The sequence below is a fragment of the Pseudomonas sp. WS 5027 genome, from assembly GCF_012985695.1.
GTDB classification, from domain to species: Bacteria; Pseudomonadota; Gammaproteobacteria; order Pseudomonadales; family Pseudomonadaceae; genus Aquipseudomonas; species Aquipseudomonas hygromyciniae.
In genome coordinates, this window is the sequence record NZ_JAAQWU010000001.1 from 205,616 (window position 1) to 220,553 (window position 14,938).

The window sequence follows — 14,938 nt, forward strand, 5'->3', positions numbered from 1 at the left end:
TAATAAGAGAAGCCTTGCCATGACCACAGTGCCTTCAAGCATTGCGCCGCCCGCACGACCGCTGAACCGCAACGACTACAAGACTCTGTCGCTGTCCGCCCTGGGCGGCGCGCTGGAGTTCTACGACTTCATCATCTTCGTGTTCTTCGCCACTGTGGTCGGGAAGCTGTTCTTCCCTGCCGACATGCCCGAATGGCTGCGCCTGATGCAGACCTTCGGCATCTTTGCTGCCGGCTACCTGGCGCGTCCGCTGGGCGGGATCATCATGGCGCACTTCGGCGACCTGCTGGGGCGCAAGAAGATGTTCACCTTGAGCATCTTCATGATGGCCGTACCGACCCTGATCATGGGCCTGTTGCCGACGTACGCGCAGATTGGCCTGTGGGCACCGATCCTGTTGCTGCTGATGCGCGTGATTCAGGGCGCGGCGATTGGTGGCGAAGTGCCGGGGGCGTGGGTGTTTGTGTCCGAGCACGTACCGCCACGGCATATCGGCTACGCCTGCGGCACCCTGACCAGCGGCCTGACCGCCGGGATCCTCCTGGGTTCGCTGGTGGCCACCGCGATCAATACGCTGTACACCCCGGAGCAGGTGTCGGATTACGCCTGGCGGATCCCGTTCCTGTTGGGCGGTGTATTCGGCCTGTTTTCGGTGTACCTGCGCCGCTGGCTGCACGAAACCCCGATCTTCGCCGAGATGCAGCAGCGCAAAACCCTGGCCGCCGAGCTGCCATTGCGCGCGGTCCTGCGTGACCACCGTGGCGCCATCGTGCTGTCGATGCTGCTGACCTGGCTGCTGTCGGCGGGCATCGTTGTCGTGATCCTGATGACCCCGACCGTGCTGCAGACTATCTACCACTTCAGCCCGACGGTCTCGTTGCAGGCCAACAGCCTGGCGATCGTCACCCTGAGCCTGGGCTGCATCCTCTCCGGCGCACTGGCTGACCGCTTCGGCGCCGGGCGCGTACTGATCGCCGGTTGCGCGTTGCTGTTCGCGACCTCATGGACGCTGTATCACAGCCTGCTGGACCACCCGGACTGGCTGTTCCCGCTGTATACCCTCACCGGCCTGTTCGTCGGCGTGGTCGGCGTAGTGCCCTACGTGATGGTCAAGGCGTTCCCGCCGGTGGTGCGCTTCAGCGGCCTGTCGTTTTCCTACAACGTCGCCTACGCCGTGTTCGGTGGTCTGACGCCGCTGGTGGTATCCCTGCTGATGAAAGAAAGCCCCATGGGCCCGGCATATTACGTGGCGGTGATCTGCACCATGGGGATGCTGGTGGGTGCATACCTGTGGAAACGCGGGCGCTGAACCTGGCAAGTCCCCTGTAGGAGCCGGCTTGTCGGCGATGGCGTCCAAGACCCCATTGCCGTCAAGCCGGTGCTTGCAACGATTACGGTGTGTTTCTGAATCAACGCAATTCCTCGCTTCGTCCCCGCATTTACTCAGTTTCCCTCCCGCATCTGCTTTTCCTGCCAATGCTGGCCTTTCATCTAATTGTCATATTCCAGACATAGAGTGTTCACATGGCCTACCGATACTTGGCCCCGATCCAACTATCCCTATCTGCTAGGAGTAAGGCATGAAACTGAAGCGTTTGATGGCGGCAATGACTTTTGTCGCTGCTGGCGTAGCCACTGCCAACGCGGTCGCCGCTGTTGACCCTGCGATCAAGGCCTACACCAAGACCTCTGGTGTGTCGGGCAACCTGTCCAGTGTCGGCTCCGATACTCTGGCCAACCTGATGACTCTGTGGGCCGAGAACTACAAAAAAGAATACCCGAACGTCAACATTCAGATTCAAGCCGCCGGTTCTTCCACCGCGCCGCCTGCACTCACCGAAGGCACCGCTAACCTGGGCCCGATGAGCCGCAAAATGAAGGACAACGAACTGCAGGCTTTCGAGCAGAAGTACGGCTACAAGCCAACTGCTATCCCGGTGGCCGTGGACGCCCTGGCTGTATTCGTACACAAAGACAACCCGATCAAGCACCTGACCATGGCTCAAGTCGATGCCGTGTTCTCGTCGACGCGTCTGTGCGGTGCCAAGGCGGACGTCAAGACCTGGGGCGACCTGGGTGTGACCGGTGACCTGGCCAACAAGCCGGTGCAACTGTTCGGTCGTAACTCGGTATCCGGCACCTACGGCTACTTCAAGGAAGAAGCCCTGTGCAAAGGTGACTACAAGCCTAACGTCAACGAACAGCCAGGCTCGGCTTCGGTCGTGCAGTCCATCAGCTCTTCGCTCAACGGTATCGGTTACTCGGGCATCGGCTACAAGACTGCCAGCGTGAAAACCGTGGCCCTGGCCAAGAAAGAAGGCGGCGAGTTCGTCGAAGACACCGAAGAGAACGCCCTGAACGGCAAGTACCCGCTGTCGCGCTTCCTCTACGTGTACATCAACAAAGCCCCGAACAAGCCTCTGGCTCCGCTGGAAGCCGAGTTCGTGAAACTGGTTCTGTCCAAACAGGGCCAGGAAGTTGTAGTGAAAGACGGCTACATCCCACTGCCAGCTAAAGTGGTCGAAAAGACCCTGGCTGAGCTGGGTCTGAAAGAAGGTAAATAAGCTACGGGGCCGGGCAAAACCGGCCTTTTCTGTAGGAGCGAGCTTGCTCGCGAAAGGCGTTAACGATAACGCGCCGTTCTGGATCAACGCGGTGCCTTGACGTTTTTCGCGAGCAAGCTCGCTCCTATAGAAATCCCTAATTTTTCGGTCCGCTGCTAGCGCTGCTACGCGGCGGATTTTTTGCGTCACTGCATTGTCATCTTTCTGTCATACAGGATCGCTAGGGTGTGCGCATGAATGATCTGGCCAATTCCACCATGACGACGACTTCTCCCCCCAAGCGCATTGACTTCAATACGCCTGAGCTGCAACGCAAGCGCCGCATCCGCGCGCTCAAGGATCGCCTGACCCGTTGGTACGTGCTGGTCGGCGGTCTTGCCGTTCTCGCCGCTATCACCCTGATTTTCTTCTTCCTGGCCTATGTGGTCGCGCCGCTGTTCCAGGGTGCCAGCCTGACCAAGGATGAGGCCCTGACTCCTGCCTGGATGCAGGATGCCGGCAAGCCGTTGCTGATCTCGATGGAAGAACAGAACCAGGTCGCCATGCGGGTTTCCGACAAGGGCCAGGCATTGTTCTTCAGTGTCGATACCGGGGCTGAACTCAAGCGTGTCGACCTGGCCCTGCCAGCCGGCGCCAGCGTGGTGTCCATTGGTGAAGACCAGCCCGGCAGCCCGCTGGTGATCCTCGGCCTGTCCAATGGCCAGTCCCTGGTGTTCCGTCACTCCTATAAAGTGACCTACCCGGACGGCAAGAAGACCATTTCGCCCGAGATCGAATACCCCTACGGTGAAACGCCGATGGTGCTCGACGAGGCCGGTCGACCGCTGGAGCATGTGGCCCTGAATGCCACTGACAGCTCGCTGGTCGTTGCCGGTTCTGCCGGTTCGCACCTGAACGTGCTGTCGGTGAGCCGCGAAGAAAACATGATGACCGGCGAAGTCGTCAGCGAGCAGAAGCGCATCGAACTGCCGCAAATGACTGAGCCTGTGAAAGCGATCTTCGTCGATCCGCGCCAGCAATGGCTGTATGTGATCAACGGTCGCGCCCTGGCCGATGTGTTCAGCCTGCGGGACAACAGCCTCAACGGTCGCTACAAATTGTTGGAAGATGGCAACGCCGAAATCACCGCCAGCACCCAGTTGGTGGGCGGCATCTCGTTGATCGTCGGTAACTCCAAGGGCGGCCTGGCCCAGTGGTTCATGGCCCGCGACCCGGATGGCGAGCAACGTTTCAAGCAGATCCGCACCTTCCAGATGGGCACCACGCCTATCGTTGAAATCACCGCCGAAGAGCGTCGCAAAGGCTTCGTCGCCCTGGATGCCTCCGGCAAGTTCGGGGTGTTCCACAGCACCGCGCACCGTACCTTGCTGGTCGACCCGGTGGTCGAAGGCCAGGGCATCTTTGGCATGTCGCCACGGGCCAACCGCGTGATCGTCGAAGCCGGCGGCAAGCTGCAGCCGCTGGGGCTCGACAACCCGCACCCGGAAGTGTCCTGGAGCGCGTTGTGGAGCAAGGTCTGGTACGAAAACTACGACGAGCCTAAATACGTCTGGCAATCGACCGCCGCCAACAGCGACTTCGAACCCAAGATGAGCCTGGCGCCACTGACTTTCGGTACGCTCAAGGCCGCGTTCTACGCCATGCTGCTGGCTGCCCCACTGGCCATCGCCGCGGCTATCTATACCGCTTACTTCATGGCCCCGAGCCTGCGCCGCAAGGTCAAGCCGGTGATCGAACTGATGGAAGCGATGCCCACGGTGATCCTCGGCTTCTTCGCCGGCCTATTCCTGGCGCCGTATGTCGAAGGGCACTTGCCGGGGATTTTCAGCCTGCTGATGTTGTTGCCCATTGGCATCCTGCTGGCCGGCTTCATCTTCAGCCGCCTGCCTGAGTCGATCCGCCTGCGGGTTCCGGATGGCTGGGAAAGCGCGATCCTGATCCCGGTGATCCTGTTTGTGGGCTGGCTCTCGCTGTACATGAGCCCGTACCTGGAAACCTGGTTCTTCGGTGGCGACATGCGCATGTGGATTTCCCACGACCTTGGCATCACTTACGACCAGCGCAACGCACTGGTGGTCGGTCTGGCCATGGGTTTTGCGGTGATCCCGAACATCTACTCCATCGCCGAAGACGCCGTGTTCAGCGTGCCGCGTGGCCTGACCCTGGGTTCCCTGGCCCTGGGCGCTACGCCATGGCAGACCATGACCCGCGTGGTGTTGCTGACTGCCAGCCCGGGGATTTTCTCGGCGCTGATGATCGGCATGGGCCGTGCGGTAGGTGAAACCATGATCGTGTTGATGGCCACGGGTAACACCCCGGTCATGGAAATGAACCTGTTCGAAGGCCTGCGAACGCTCGCAGCCAACGTCGCGGTGGAAATGCCCGAGTCGGAAGTGGGCGGCAGTCACTACCGTGTGCTGTTCCTCTCGGCGCTGGTGCTGCTGCTGTTCACTTTCATCATGAACACCCTCGCCGAGCTGATCCGTCAGCGTCTGCGCAAGAAATACTCGTCGCTTTAAGAAAGGTAGAAGTCTGTGAAACAGAACTCCCTGAATGGATGGTTCAAGAGCGGCGCCCCAGGCGTCTGGATCAGCGGTGGTGCGGTGGCCATCGCGGTCATCATGACCATTGGTTTGCTGGCTGTGATTGCTGTGCGCGGCTTGGGTCACTTCTGGCCGGCTGACCTGATCCAGGCCAACTACAACGTGCCGGGCCAGGCCAACCACATCGTCATCGGCGAAGTGGTACAGAAAGAACAAGTGCCGCGCGAGCGCCTGAAAAGTGCCGGCCTGCCGGTACCGGACGAAGGTCCGGAGTTCATGACCCGTGAGCTGATCAAGGTCGGCAACCGTGACTTGAACGGCAACGACTTCACGTGGATCGTCGGCGAGTGGCTGACCGACCAGACCACGCCTGTGGAATTGATGGCCATCGAGCGCCGTGAGTGGGGCAACTTCTACGGCACCCTGGTCAACGTCAAGCAGGATGGCAAAGTCGTCGCCGAAGGCGAGGCTGCGTGGCCAGAGCTGCAGGCGCGGGTTGAGCGGGTGAACAAGCTGGCCGCCGACCTCAAGACCCTTGAGAAGAGCGATATTGGCGCGATCAACGCAGGTCTTGAGCGTATCCGTCTGCACGGTCGCAAACTGGAGCTCAGCGGCAAGCTCGACGCCGCCGCCCAGGCCGACATGGATGCCGACCGCGCGGAGCTGAATGCGCGTTACCAGGCCATCGAGGCACGCCTGACGGACCTGCACGCCCAGTTCAACCGCGACAGCCTCACGGCCCGCGACGCCAACGGCAAAGAGCTTGAAATCAACATCGGCCACGTGGTGCACGCCTACCAGCCGAACGCCATGGGCACCCTGACCAAGATAGGGTTCTATTTCAGCAAGGTCTGGGAATTCCTCAGCGATGACCCACGGGAAGCCAACACCGAAGGCGGGATTTTCCCGGCGATCTTCGGCACCGTGATGATGACCCTGATCATGGCGATGATCGTGACCCCGTTCGGCGTACTGGCGGCGGTCTACCTGCGTGAATACGCCAAGCAGAACACCTTGACCCGCATCATCCGTATCGCGGTGAACAACCTGGCGGGTGTCCCGGCGATTGTCTACGGCGTGTTCGGCCTGGGCTTTTTCGTCTATGTGTTGGGTGGTTCGGTTGACCGTCTGTTCTTCCCCGAAGCCCTACCGGCACCGACCTTCGGTACGCCGGGGCTGTTGTGGGCCTCGCTGACCCTGGCGCTGCTGGCGGTACCGGTGGTGATCGTGGCCACCGAAGAAGGCCTGGCACGCATCCCGCGTACCGTGCGCGAAGGCTCCCTGGCACTGGGCGCGACCAAGGCGGAAACGCTGTGGAAAATCGTCCTGCCCATGGCCAGCCCGGCGATGATGACCGGCATGATCCTCGCCGTGGCCCGTGCCGCCGGTGAAGTGGCGCCGCTGATGTTGGTGGGTGTGGTGAAGCTGGCGCCGTCGCTGCCGCTGGACGGCAACTACCCGTACCTGCACCTGGACCAGAAGATCATGCACTTGGGCTTCCATATCTACGACGTCGGCTTCCAGAGCCCCAACGTCGAGGCCGCTCGCCCGCTGGTGTACGCCACCGCGTTCCTGCTGGTGCTGGTGATCGCCACGCTGAACCTGTCGGCGGTATGGATTCGTAACCACCTGCGCGAGAAGTACAAAGCGCTGGATAGCTGATTGAAATGAACGCGGACCCAGTGTGGGAGCGGGCTTGCTCGCGAATGCGGTGTCTCTGACCTGACGCTTTCGCGAGCAAGCCCGCTCCCACAGGGAACCGAGTTGGAAACAGATTTGAGGTAAACCGCAAGGCTCACTATGAAGCCGCGGTTCAACGAAACGAATTGGTAGCACAGGGAGCATCCCATGCAACATGAAACCCATTCCCACGGCATCAACATGTCAGCCCTGGGTCGCGACAAGCAAAGCCTGAGCCTGGCCGAAGAAACCGTAGCCATCGAAGTCCCGGGCCTGAGCCTGTACTACGGTGAGAAGCAGGCACTGTTCGATGTCAGCATGAACATCCCCAAGCAGCGCGTGACCGCTTTTATCGGCCCGTCGGGCTGCGGCAAGTCCACGCTGCTGCGCACCTTCAACCGCATGAACGACCTGGTGGACGGTTGCCGTGTGGAAGGCGCGATCAACCTCTACGGCAGCAACATCTACCGCAAGGGCGAAGACGTGGCCGAGCTGCGTCGTCGGGTGGGCATGGTGTTCCAGAAACCCAACCCGTTCCCCAAGACCATCTACGAAAACGTGGTCTACGGCCTGCGCATCCAGGGCATCAACAAAAAGCGCATCCTCGACGAAGCGGTCGAGTGGGCCCTTAAAGGCGCGGCGCTGTGGGACGAGGTCAAGGACCGCCTGCACGAATCGGCCCTCGGCCTGTCCGGCGGCCAGCAGCAGCGTCTGGTGATTGCCCGTACCATCGCCGTGGAGCCGGAAGTACTGCTGCTCGACGAACCGTGCTCGGCACTCGACCCGATCTCGACGCTGAAAGTCGAAGAGCTGATCTACGAGCTCAAGTCCAAGTTCACCATCGTCATCGTGACCCACAACATGCAACAGGCGGCGCGGGTTTCCGACTACACCGCGTTCATGTACATGGGCAAGCTGGTGGAATTTGGCGATACCGATACCCTGTTCACTAATCCGGCGAAGAAGCAGACCGAAGACTACATCACCGGTCGCTACGGCTAGGAAGCTGTGGTTCTGATTGCACTGACGCTGCGGTTCTCCGCACCTTACCGGACGCTCCAAGGACGCCAACATGATTAGCAAAGAAGGCCTTACCCACCACATCTCCGCGCAGTTCAACGCCGAGCTTGAGGAAGTGCGCAGCCACCTCCTGGCCATGGGCGGGCTGGTGGAGAAGCAAGTCAACGATGCGGTGACCGCGCTGATCGAGGCCGACTCGGGCCTTGCCCAGCAAGTGCGCGAGATCGACGACCAGATCAACCAGATGGAGCGCAACATCGACGAGGAATGCCTGCGCATCCTCGCCCGTCGCCAGCCGGCGGCGTCCGACCTGCGTTTGATCATCAGCATTTCCAAGTCGGTGATCGATTTGGAGCGTATCGGCGACGAAGCCACCAAAATCGCCCGTCGCGCCATCCAGTTGTGCGAAGAAGGCGAAGCGCCGCGCGGTTACGTCGAAGTGCGCCACATCGGCGACCAGGTGCGCAACATGGTGCGCGATGCGCTGGATGCTTTTGCCCGTTTCGACGCCGACCTGGCGTTGTCGGTGGCCCAGTACGACAAGATCATCGACCGTGAGTACAAGACCGCCCTGCGTGAACTGGCGACCTACATGATGGAAGACCCGCGCTCTATCTCGCGGGTGTTGAGCATCATCTGGGTGCTGCGCTCCCTGGAACGGATCGGCGACCACGCGCGTAATATCTCGGAATTGGTCATTTATCTGGTACGCGGCACCGACGTGCGGCACATGGGCCTCAAGCGCATGAAAGCCGAAGTTGAAGGCACGGCCGATCAAATCCCTAATGTTCCGGACGAATCTGACGATAAGTAAGATTGCCCGAGAAATAAACGCCCGGCCTCTGGTCGGGCGTTTGCGTTTGTGGCGTATGAGTTTTGCGCTGCGGGCAGCCATAAAGTCCCGGCGTGACTGACAAGTTTTTGGCAAAATGCCATCAGTTAAGCGTTTTGCTTGCCGGGGTTTTGAGAGGATGAAGGGTCGATGAGTAAAGTCAGTGTGTTGGTGGTGGATGACGCCTCGTTTATTCGCGACCTGGTGAAGAAGTGCCTGCGTAACTACTTCCCCGGTATCAAGATTGAAGATGCGGTAAACGGCAAAAAGGCCCAGGCCATCCTGATGCGCGAAACCTTCGACATGGTGTTGTGCGACTGGGAAATGCCGGAAATGTCGGGCCTGGAATTGTTGACCTGGTGCCGCGAACAGCCGCAGCTCAAGTCCATGCCGTTTGTCATGGTCACCAGCCGTGGCGACAAGGAAAACGTGGTCCAGGCCATCCAGGCCGGCGTCTCCGGCTACGTCAGCAAGCCGTTCACCAACGAGCAGTTACTGAACAAGGTCAAGCAGGCCCTGAACAAGATCGGGCGCCTCGACGCTTTGCTGGCCAGCGCACCGACCAAGATGAACTCGGCCTTTGGCAACGACTCCCTCAGCGCCCTGACCGGCGGCAAGCCCGAAGCGGTCAAGCCAGCCCCGGTCGCCGCGCCGAGCAAAGGCCTGCTCAACAGCCCGCCCGTGCAGGCCGCCGCCGCGCCGTCGGCCGCCAGTGGGCGTGGCCAGGGCCAGTTGCGCCTGTCCAGTGGTACCCAGCAATGCGTGATCAAGGGCCTGAGCATCAAGGAGGCGTTGCTGGTGGTGCGCCGTGGCGACGTCCTGCCCCAAGTGCTGGAAAGCGCGGTGCTCGACCTTGAACAAGGCGAGAACGCCGAAACCGCCCGCCTCAATGGCTACCTGCATGCCATCGTCGCCTACGAGCCGCGTCCCGACAGCGACTGGTTGCAACTGACCTTCCGCTTTATCGATCAGGACGCGCAGAAACTCGACTACATCTCCCGGCTGATCGCCCGAGGCACAGCGCAGAAGCATTTTGTGCCGGGTGCCTGAACCAACCCCCTGACCCCTGTAGGAGCGGGCAAGCCGGCTCCTACAGGGGAGCCGGTCCACACAACATTGTCATGAACCCTTGCTAGCCTGCCGGTCAGTCATACCTGGCAGGTTTATCCGATGCTTGTGCGTTTTTTGCTGTTTTGTGGCCTGTGTGCAGTCGCGTCATCGACCCTGGCCATGACCCTCTATCGTTCCACCGATGCCCGTGGCGTGGTGTTCTTCAGCGACCAGAAGACCCCAGGCGCCCAGGCGTTTGTGTTCCAGGAGCGCCGTGCCGTGCCGGTCAAGCGCCAGGTGCTTGATCCCCAGCCGCTGCGTAATCTGCGGCCAGCGCAGTTGCAGCGCTACCCGTTGCCCTGGCGCGGCGGGCCGTTTCGCCTGACCCAAGGCCCTGGAGGGACGTTCAGTCACTCCGATGTGAAGAGCCGCTACGCCATGGACATCGCCATGCCCGAAGGCACGCCGATCATCGCAGCGCGGGGCGGGGTGGTAGTGAAGACAGAGAACAGCCAATCGGGGCGGGGCAGTGATCCCTCGGGCAACTTCGTGCGTGTATTGCACGATGACGGCACTCAGGGCGTGTATCTGCACCTCAAGCAAGGGTCGGTCAGCGTCAGGGATGGACAGCGGGTGGCGGTGGGCAGCCCGCTGGCGCTGTCGGGCAATACCGGCAACAGCAGCGGGCCACACCTGCATTTTGTGGTGCAGCGCGATACGGGGGCGGGGTGGGTGTCGATCCCGTATGAGTTCACGCAGCCGGTACAGGCGTTGCCCAACTTTGCGTTGGGCACGCGGTAAGGCTTTTGTAGGAGCGAGCTTGCTCGCGAAAAACCTGAGGGCGCTGCCGGGTGTCAGGATCCCCGCGTTATCGTTAACGCCCTTCGCGAGCAAGCTCGCTCCTACAGAGGGTGTGCCCTAGTCGAGCATCAGCACCTTGGCCAGCACGATTTTCGGGCCTTTCATCTTCTTGATGATGATCCGCAGGCCTTCAACCTCCAGCACTTCTTCCTCTTCCGGCACCCGGTTCAGGGTGTCGTAGATCAAGCCGGCGAGGGTTTCGGCCTCGATATGGTCCAGGTCGATGCCCAGCAGGCGCTCGATCTTGAACAGCGGCGTATCGCCACGCACCAGCAGCTTGCCCGGCTGATAGGCGAGGATGCCGCGCTCGGCCTTGCGGTGTTCGTCCTGGATATCGCCCACCAGCACTTCCAGCACGTCTTCCATGGTCAGGTAGCCGATGATATTGCCGTCGGCCTCTTCAACCAGGGCAAAGTGCGCGCCGCCCTTGCGGAACTGCTCCAGCAGCTGCGACAGCGGCATGTGCCGCGACACGCGCTCCAACGGGCGGGTCAGCTCGGCCAGGTTGAACGACTCGGGAATATGATCCAGGGCCGCCAGTTCCAGTAGCAAATCCTTGATGTGCAGCAAGCCGACAAACTCACCGCGCACGGCGTCATACACCGGGTAACGGCTGAATTTGTGGCGGCGGAACAGCGCGAGGATTTCCTTGAGCGGGGCGTTGAAGTCCAGGGTCACCAGGTCTTCCCGGGAGTTGGCCCAGTCCACCACTTCCAGCTCGCCCATTTCCACGGCCGAGGCCAGCACGCGCATGCCTTGGTCGCTCGGGTCCTGGCCACGGCTGGAGTGCAGGATCAGCTTGAGCTCTTCGCGGCTGTAATGGTGCTCGTGATGGGGGCCGGGCTCGCCCTGGCCGGCGATGCGCAGGATCGCGTTGGCGCTGGCGTTGAGCAGGTAGATTGCCGGGTACATCGCCCAGTAGAACAGGTACAGCGGCACTGCGGTCCACAGCGACAGCAACTCGGGCTTGCGAATGGCCCAGGACTTGGGCGCCAGCTCACCGACCACGATGTGTAGGTACGAAATCACGAAGAAGGCGGCGAAGAACGACACGCCCTTGATGACTTCAGGCGACTCGACGCCCATGGCCCCCAGCAACGGCTCCAGGATGTGCGCAAAAGCCGGCTCGCCGACCCAGCCCAGGCCCAGGGAGGCGAGGGTGATGCCCAGCTGGCAGGCCGACAGATAGGCGTCGAGCTGGCTGTGTACGGTGCGCAGGATCTGCCCGCGCCAGCCGTTGGTGTGGGCGATGGCCTCGACCCGGGTGGAGCGCAGTTTGACCATGGCAAATTCCGCAGCAACGAAGAAACCGTTGAGCAGTACCAGGATCAGTGCAAAAAGAATCATGCCGAAGTCGGCGAAGAGTGTCGCGAGGGTGATACCAGGGGAAGGGTCCATGATGGGGTTTTGCGGGTTCCGTGTATTCAAAAAGGGTGATGGCTGTGCCTCAAGGGCGGGCACAAGTCACGCAATGTAGCGGCTGACGGGGCGCTTGCCTAGTGGCGCCTGCCGGGTGGGGCCGTGAATGCATGCTGCATTGGGCTTATGTAGGAGCGGGCTTGCCTGCGATAGAACCAAGCAGATAGGGCTGTTGTGGCGAGCGGGCTTGCCCCGCGCTGGGCTGCGAAGCAGCCCCAAAACCAGCCACTACGGAGTATCTGATACACCGCATTGGGCTCATTGGGGCTGCTTCGCAGCCCAGCGCGGGCGATGCGGCGTTCCGACAAGCCCGCTCGCCACAGGGGGAGTTCGTCAGGTTCTGACAGTAGCTTCAGGGAATGGGGATAGCTTTAGATTATTCCTTCGTCGCGATTTCCAGCGAACGGGTGACCTGGGTCGGCGCAAAGTGGCAGGTAAAGGTGCTGCCATGGCCCAGTACGCTGCTGATTTCCAGGCGGGCCCGATGGCGCAACAGCACATGCTTGACGATCGCCAGGCCCAACCCGGTACCGCCGGTGTTGGAGTTGCGGCTGGAGTCGACGCGGTAGAAACGCTCGGTCAGGCGTGGCAAGTGCTTGCTGTCGATACCAATCCCCGAATCCTGCACGCTCAGGTGCGCACCCTGGTGATCGGCCCACCAACGGATGCGGATCGTTCCTTTGTCCTGGGTGTACTTCACGGCGTTGAACACCAGGTTGGAAAAAGCACTGCGCAACTCGCCCTCGCTGCCCTTGAGCAGCACCGACGGGTCGGCTTCCAGGGTGATGTGTTGGCCGCGTTCGCCGGACAGCGCCTGGGCATCGTTCTTGATGGTCTGCAGCAGGCTCTGTACGGCCACGGGATGGTTGTCCGAGGGGTAGTCGGTGGCTTCCAGCTTGGCCAGCAGTAACAGGTCGTTGAGCAGGGTCTGCATGCGTGAGCCTTGTTGCTGCATTTGCTGCAAGGCGCGGCTCCAGCGCGGGTTGACCTCTTCGACGTTGTCCAGCAGCGTCTCCAGGTAGCCGCAGATCACTGTCAGGGGCGTACGCAATTCGTGGGAGACGTTGGCGACGAAATCCTTGCGCATCTGCTCCAACTGATGGATGCGGGTGACGTCGCGCACCAGCATCAAATGCTCGTTGTTGCCGTAGCGCGTGAGGTACAGCTGGATGCGCACCCGGTCGTTGGTGGGCGACGGGATTTCCAGGGCCTCTTCGAAGTTGTCCTGCTCGAAGTACTCCTTGAAGCGCGGATGGCGCACCAGGTTGGTCACCGGCTGGCCGCTGTCCTGGGGCGTCTTCAGGCCCAGCAGGGTTTCGGCGGCACGGTTCCACCATTCCAGGTTGCCGTCGCTGTCGAGCATGATCACCGCGTCCTTGAGTGCCGCGGTCGACTCCTGGACCCGGTCGATTACCGCTTGCAGGCGGCCACGAACCCGTTGGTCGCGGCGTTGCAGGTGGTAGATGCTGTCGAACACCTCGCCCCACAGGCCATAGCCGTCGGGTGGCGCTTCATCGGGTGTGTGCTGGCGCAGCCACTCGTGCAGGCGCAGCAATTGCTTGAGGGTCCAGCCCAGATAGAGGCCCAGGCCGATGGCCAGGCTCCAGCCGTAGTAGCCGCTGATCAGGCCGACCAACAGGCAGCCGGTGACCAGCAGGAGCATGTGGCGGATCAGGGTGCCATGCCAGTTTTGATTCACTTGAACATGCGTCCTTGTCGGCTGTTAAGTCTGGTTAGGGCTGGCTCAGCCTTTGGTGGAAAACCGATAACCGGTACCGCGCACGGTTTGTACCAGATTCTCGTAGGCATCGCCCAAGGCTTTGCGCAGGCGGCGGATATGCACGTCCACGGTGCGCTCCTCGACATACACGTTGCCGCCCCACACCTGGTCCAGCAGTTGGCCGCGGGTGTAGGCGCGTTCTTGGTGGGTCATGAAGAACTGCAACAGGCGGTATTCAGTCGGGCCCATCTCGGCCGGCTTGCCGTCGATGGTCACGCGGTGGCTGATCGGGTCCAGCAGCAGGCCGCCGACTTCAATCGGAGCCTCACCATCGGTCGGCCCGGCGCGGCGCAGCACGGCCTTTAGGCGAGCGACCAGTTCCCGTGGGGAAAACGGCTTGGTGATGTAGTCATCGGCGCCCACTTCCAGGCCCTGGATCTTGTTGTCCTCTTCGCCCTTGGCGGTGAGCATGATGATCGGGATATCGCCGGTCAGCTCATCGCGTTTGAGGCGCCGGGCCAACTCGATGCCGGAGGTGCCGGGCAGCATCCAGTCCAGCAGGATCAGGTCCGGTTTGCGGTCGACGATAATGGCGTGGGCCTGCTGGGAGTTCTCCGCCTCCAAGCAGTCATAGCCGGCCATTTCCAACGCAACGGCGATCATTTCGCGAATGGGCGCTTCGTCGTCAACGATCAGAATGCTCCTGCCAACCATGCTAAGTCCTCTTGTCATTTAACTGTCTTGCGCCGCATTAGATAACGGAATTATTGCAGTCGTGTGACAGTATTTTACTGGCCTGCGCAATCGGCCGAGTCCTGAACTACGCTTTGAGTCCGAATCCTGACAACCGCAAAAGGAAGGTTCTGATGAATCAACGTATTTTTTCCTGGAAAGCCCTGCTGGTCACGGCGGCGTTGACGCTGCCGACACTGGCTCTTGCGGCGGATCCAGCCATGACTAAAGACGGGATGTTGGTGGATCACAAGGGGATGGCGCTCTATACCTTTGCCAAGGATGCTGATGGCAAGTCTGCCTGCAATGACAAGTGCGCTACCAACTGGCCACCGTTGAAGGCCGAGTCCACCGATAAGCCAATGGGCAAGTGGACCGTCATCACCCGTGACGACAACACCAGCCAGTGGGCCTATGACGGCAAGCCGTTGTATACCTTCATTGCCGACAAGAAGGCCGGCGATGCAACCGGCGACGGCAAAATGGATGGTGCCTGGAAGATCGCCAAGCCCTGAGC

General features: G+C 61.1%; 12 protein-coding genes and 1 pseudogene. 9 read left to right on the forward strand and 4 right to left on the reverse strand.

Annotation, left to right across the window (positions count from 1 at the left end):
• Positions 1-28: 28 nt before the first annotated feature.
• From HBO09_RS00970 to HBO09_RS01005, 8 genes are all read left to right on the forward strand, one after another.
• Positions 29-1,309 (forward strand): MFS transporter, encoded by a 1,281-nt coding sequence (locus HBO09_RS00970; protein WP_169991578.1) that lies wholly within the window; start codon positions 29-31, stop codon positions 1,307-1,309.
• A 271-nt stretch (positions 1,310-1,580) separates the two neighbouring features.
• Complete coding sequence (locus HBO09_RS00975) at positions 1,581-2,564, forward strand: phosphate ABC transporter substrate-binding protein PstS (protein ID WP_169990938.1); 984 nt, start codon at positions 1,581-1,583, stop codon at positions 2,562-2,564.
• Positions 2,565-3,049: 485 nt separating this feature from the next.
• Complete coding sequence (locus tag HBO09_RS00980; protein WP_169991580.1) at positions 3,050-5,083, forward strand: ABC transporter permease subunit; 2,034 nt, start codon at positions 3,050-3,052, stop codon at positions 5,081-5,083.
• A gap of 15 nt (positions 5,084-5,098) precedes the next feature.
• Positions 5,099-6,769: a phosphate ABC transporter permease PstA gene (gene pstA / locus HBO09_RS00985; protein WP_169990940.1), complete on the forward strand. Its 1,671-nt coding sequence runs from the start codon at positions 5,099-5,101 to the stop codon at positions 6,767-6,769.
• Between the two features lie 186 nt (positions 6,770-6,955).
• Entirely contained in the window at positions 6,956-7,789 is an 834-nt protein-coding gene (gene pstB, locus HBO09_RS00990; protein ID WP_029289934.1) for a phosphate ABC transporter ATP-binding protein PstB, read from the forward strand.
• A 70-nt stretch (positions 7,790-7,859) separates the two neighbouring features.
• The gene (gene phoU, locus HBO09_RS00995) at positions 7,860-8,621 is read left to right on the forward strand and encodes a phosphate signaling complex protein PhoU (RefSeq protein WP_029289933.1); all 762 of its coding nucleotides are present in this window, start codon (positions 7,860-7,862) and stop codon (positions 8,619-8,621) included.
• Positions 8,622-8,789: 168 nt separating this feature from the next.
• On the forward strand, positions 8,790-9,689 hold the full coding sequence (locus HBO09_RS01000) for a response regulator (RefSeq protein WP_070996696.1): 900 nt from the start codon (positions 8,790-8,792) through the stop codon (positions 9,687-9,689).
• Between the two features lie 120 nt (positions 9,690-9,809).
• The gene (locus HBO09_RS01005; RefSeq protein ID WP_169990942.1) at positions 9,810-10,490 is read left to right on the forward strand and encodes a M23 family metallopeptidase; all 681 of its coding nucleotides are present in this window, start codon (positions 9,810-9,812) and stop codon (positions 10,488-10,490) included.
• 6 nt (positions 10,491-10,496) lie between these two features.
• Here HBO09_RS01005 and HBO09_RS28740 read toward each other — a convergent pair.
• From HBO09_RS28740 to phoB, 4 genes and pseudogenes are all read right to left on the reverse strand, one after another.
• Positions 10,497-10,583, reverse strand: a pseudogene (locus tag HBO09_RS28740) (outer membrane lipoprotein carrier protein LolA); the annotation flags it as partial.
• A 24-nt stretch (positions 10,584-10,607) separates the two neighbouring features.
• The gene (locus HBO09_RS01010) at positions 10,608-11,948 is read right to left on the reverse strand and encodes a hemolysin family protein (protein WP_169990944.1); all 1,341 of its coding nucleotides are present in this window, start codon (positions 11,946-11,948) and stop codon (positions 10,608-10,610) included.
• A gap of 397 nt (positions 11,949-12,345) precedes the next feature.
• On the reverse strand, positions 12,346-13,632 hold the full coding sequence (gene phoR, locus HBO09_RS01015; RefSeq protein ID WP_178120164.1) for a phosphate regulon sensor histidine kinase PhoR: 1,287 nt from the start codon (positions 13,630-13,632) through the stop codon (positions 12,346-12,348).
• 81 nt (positions 13,633-13,713) lie between these two features.
• Positions 13,714-14,403, reverse strand: a complete 690-nt coding sequence (phoB, locus tag HBO09_RS01020) for a phosphate regulon transcriptional regulator PhoB (RefSeq protein ID WP_003176964.1) — start codon at positions 14,401-14,403, stop codon at positions 13,714-13,716.
• A 152-nt stretch (positions 14,404-14,555) separates the two neighbouring features.
• Here phoB and HBO09_RS01025 point away from each other — a divergent pair, with 152 nt between their 5' ends.
• A complete protein-coding gene (locus HBO09_RS01025; protein ID WP_169990949.1) occupies positions 14,556-14,936 on the forward strand; it encodes a hypothetical protein in 381 nt (126 codons plus the stop codon).
• Positions 14,937-14,938 lie beyond the last annotated feature (2 nt).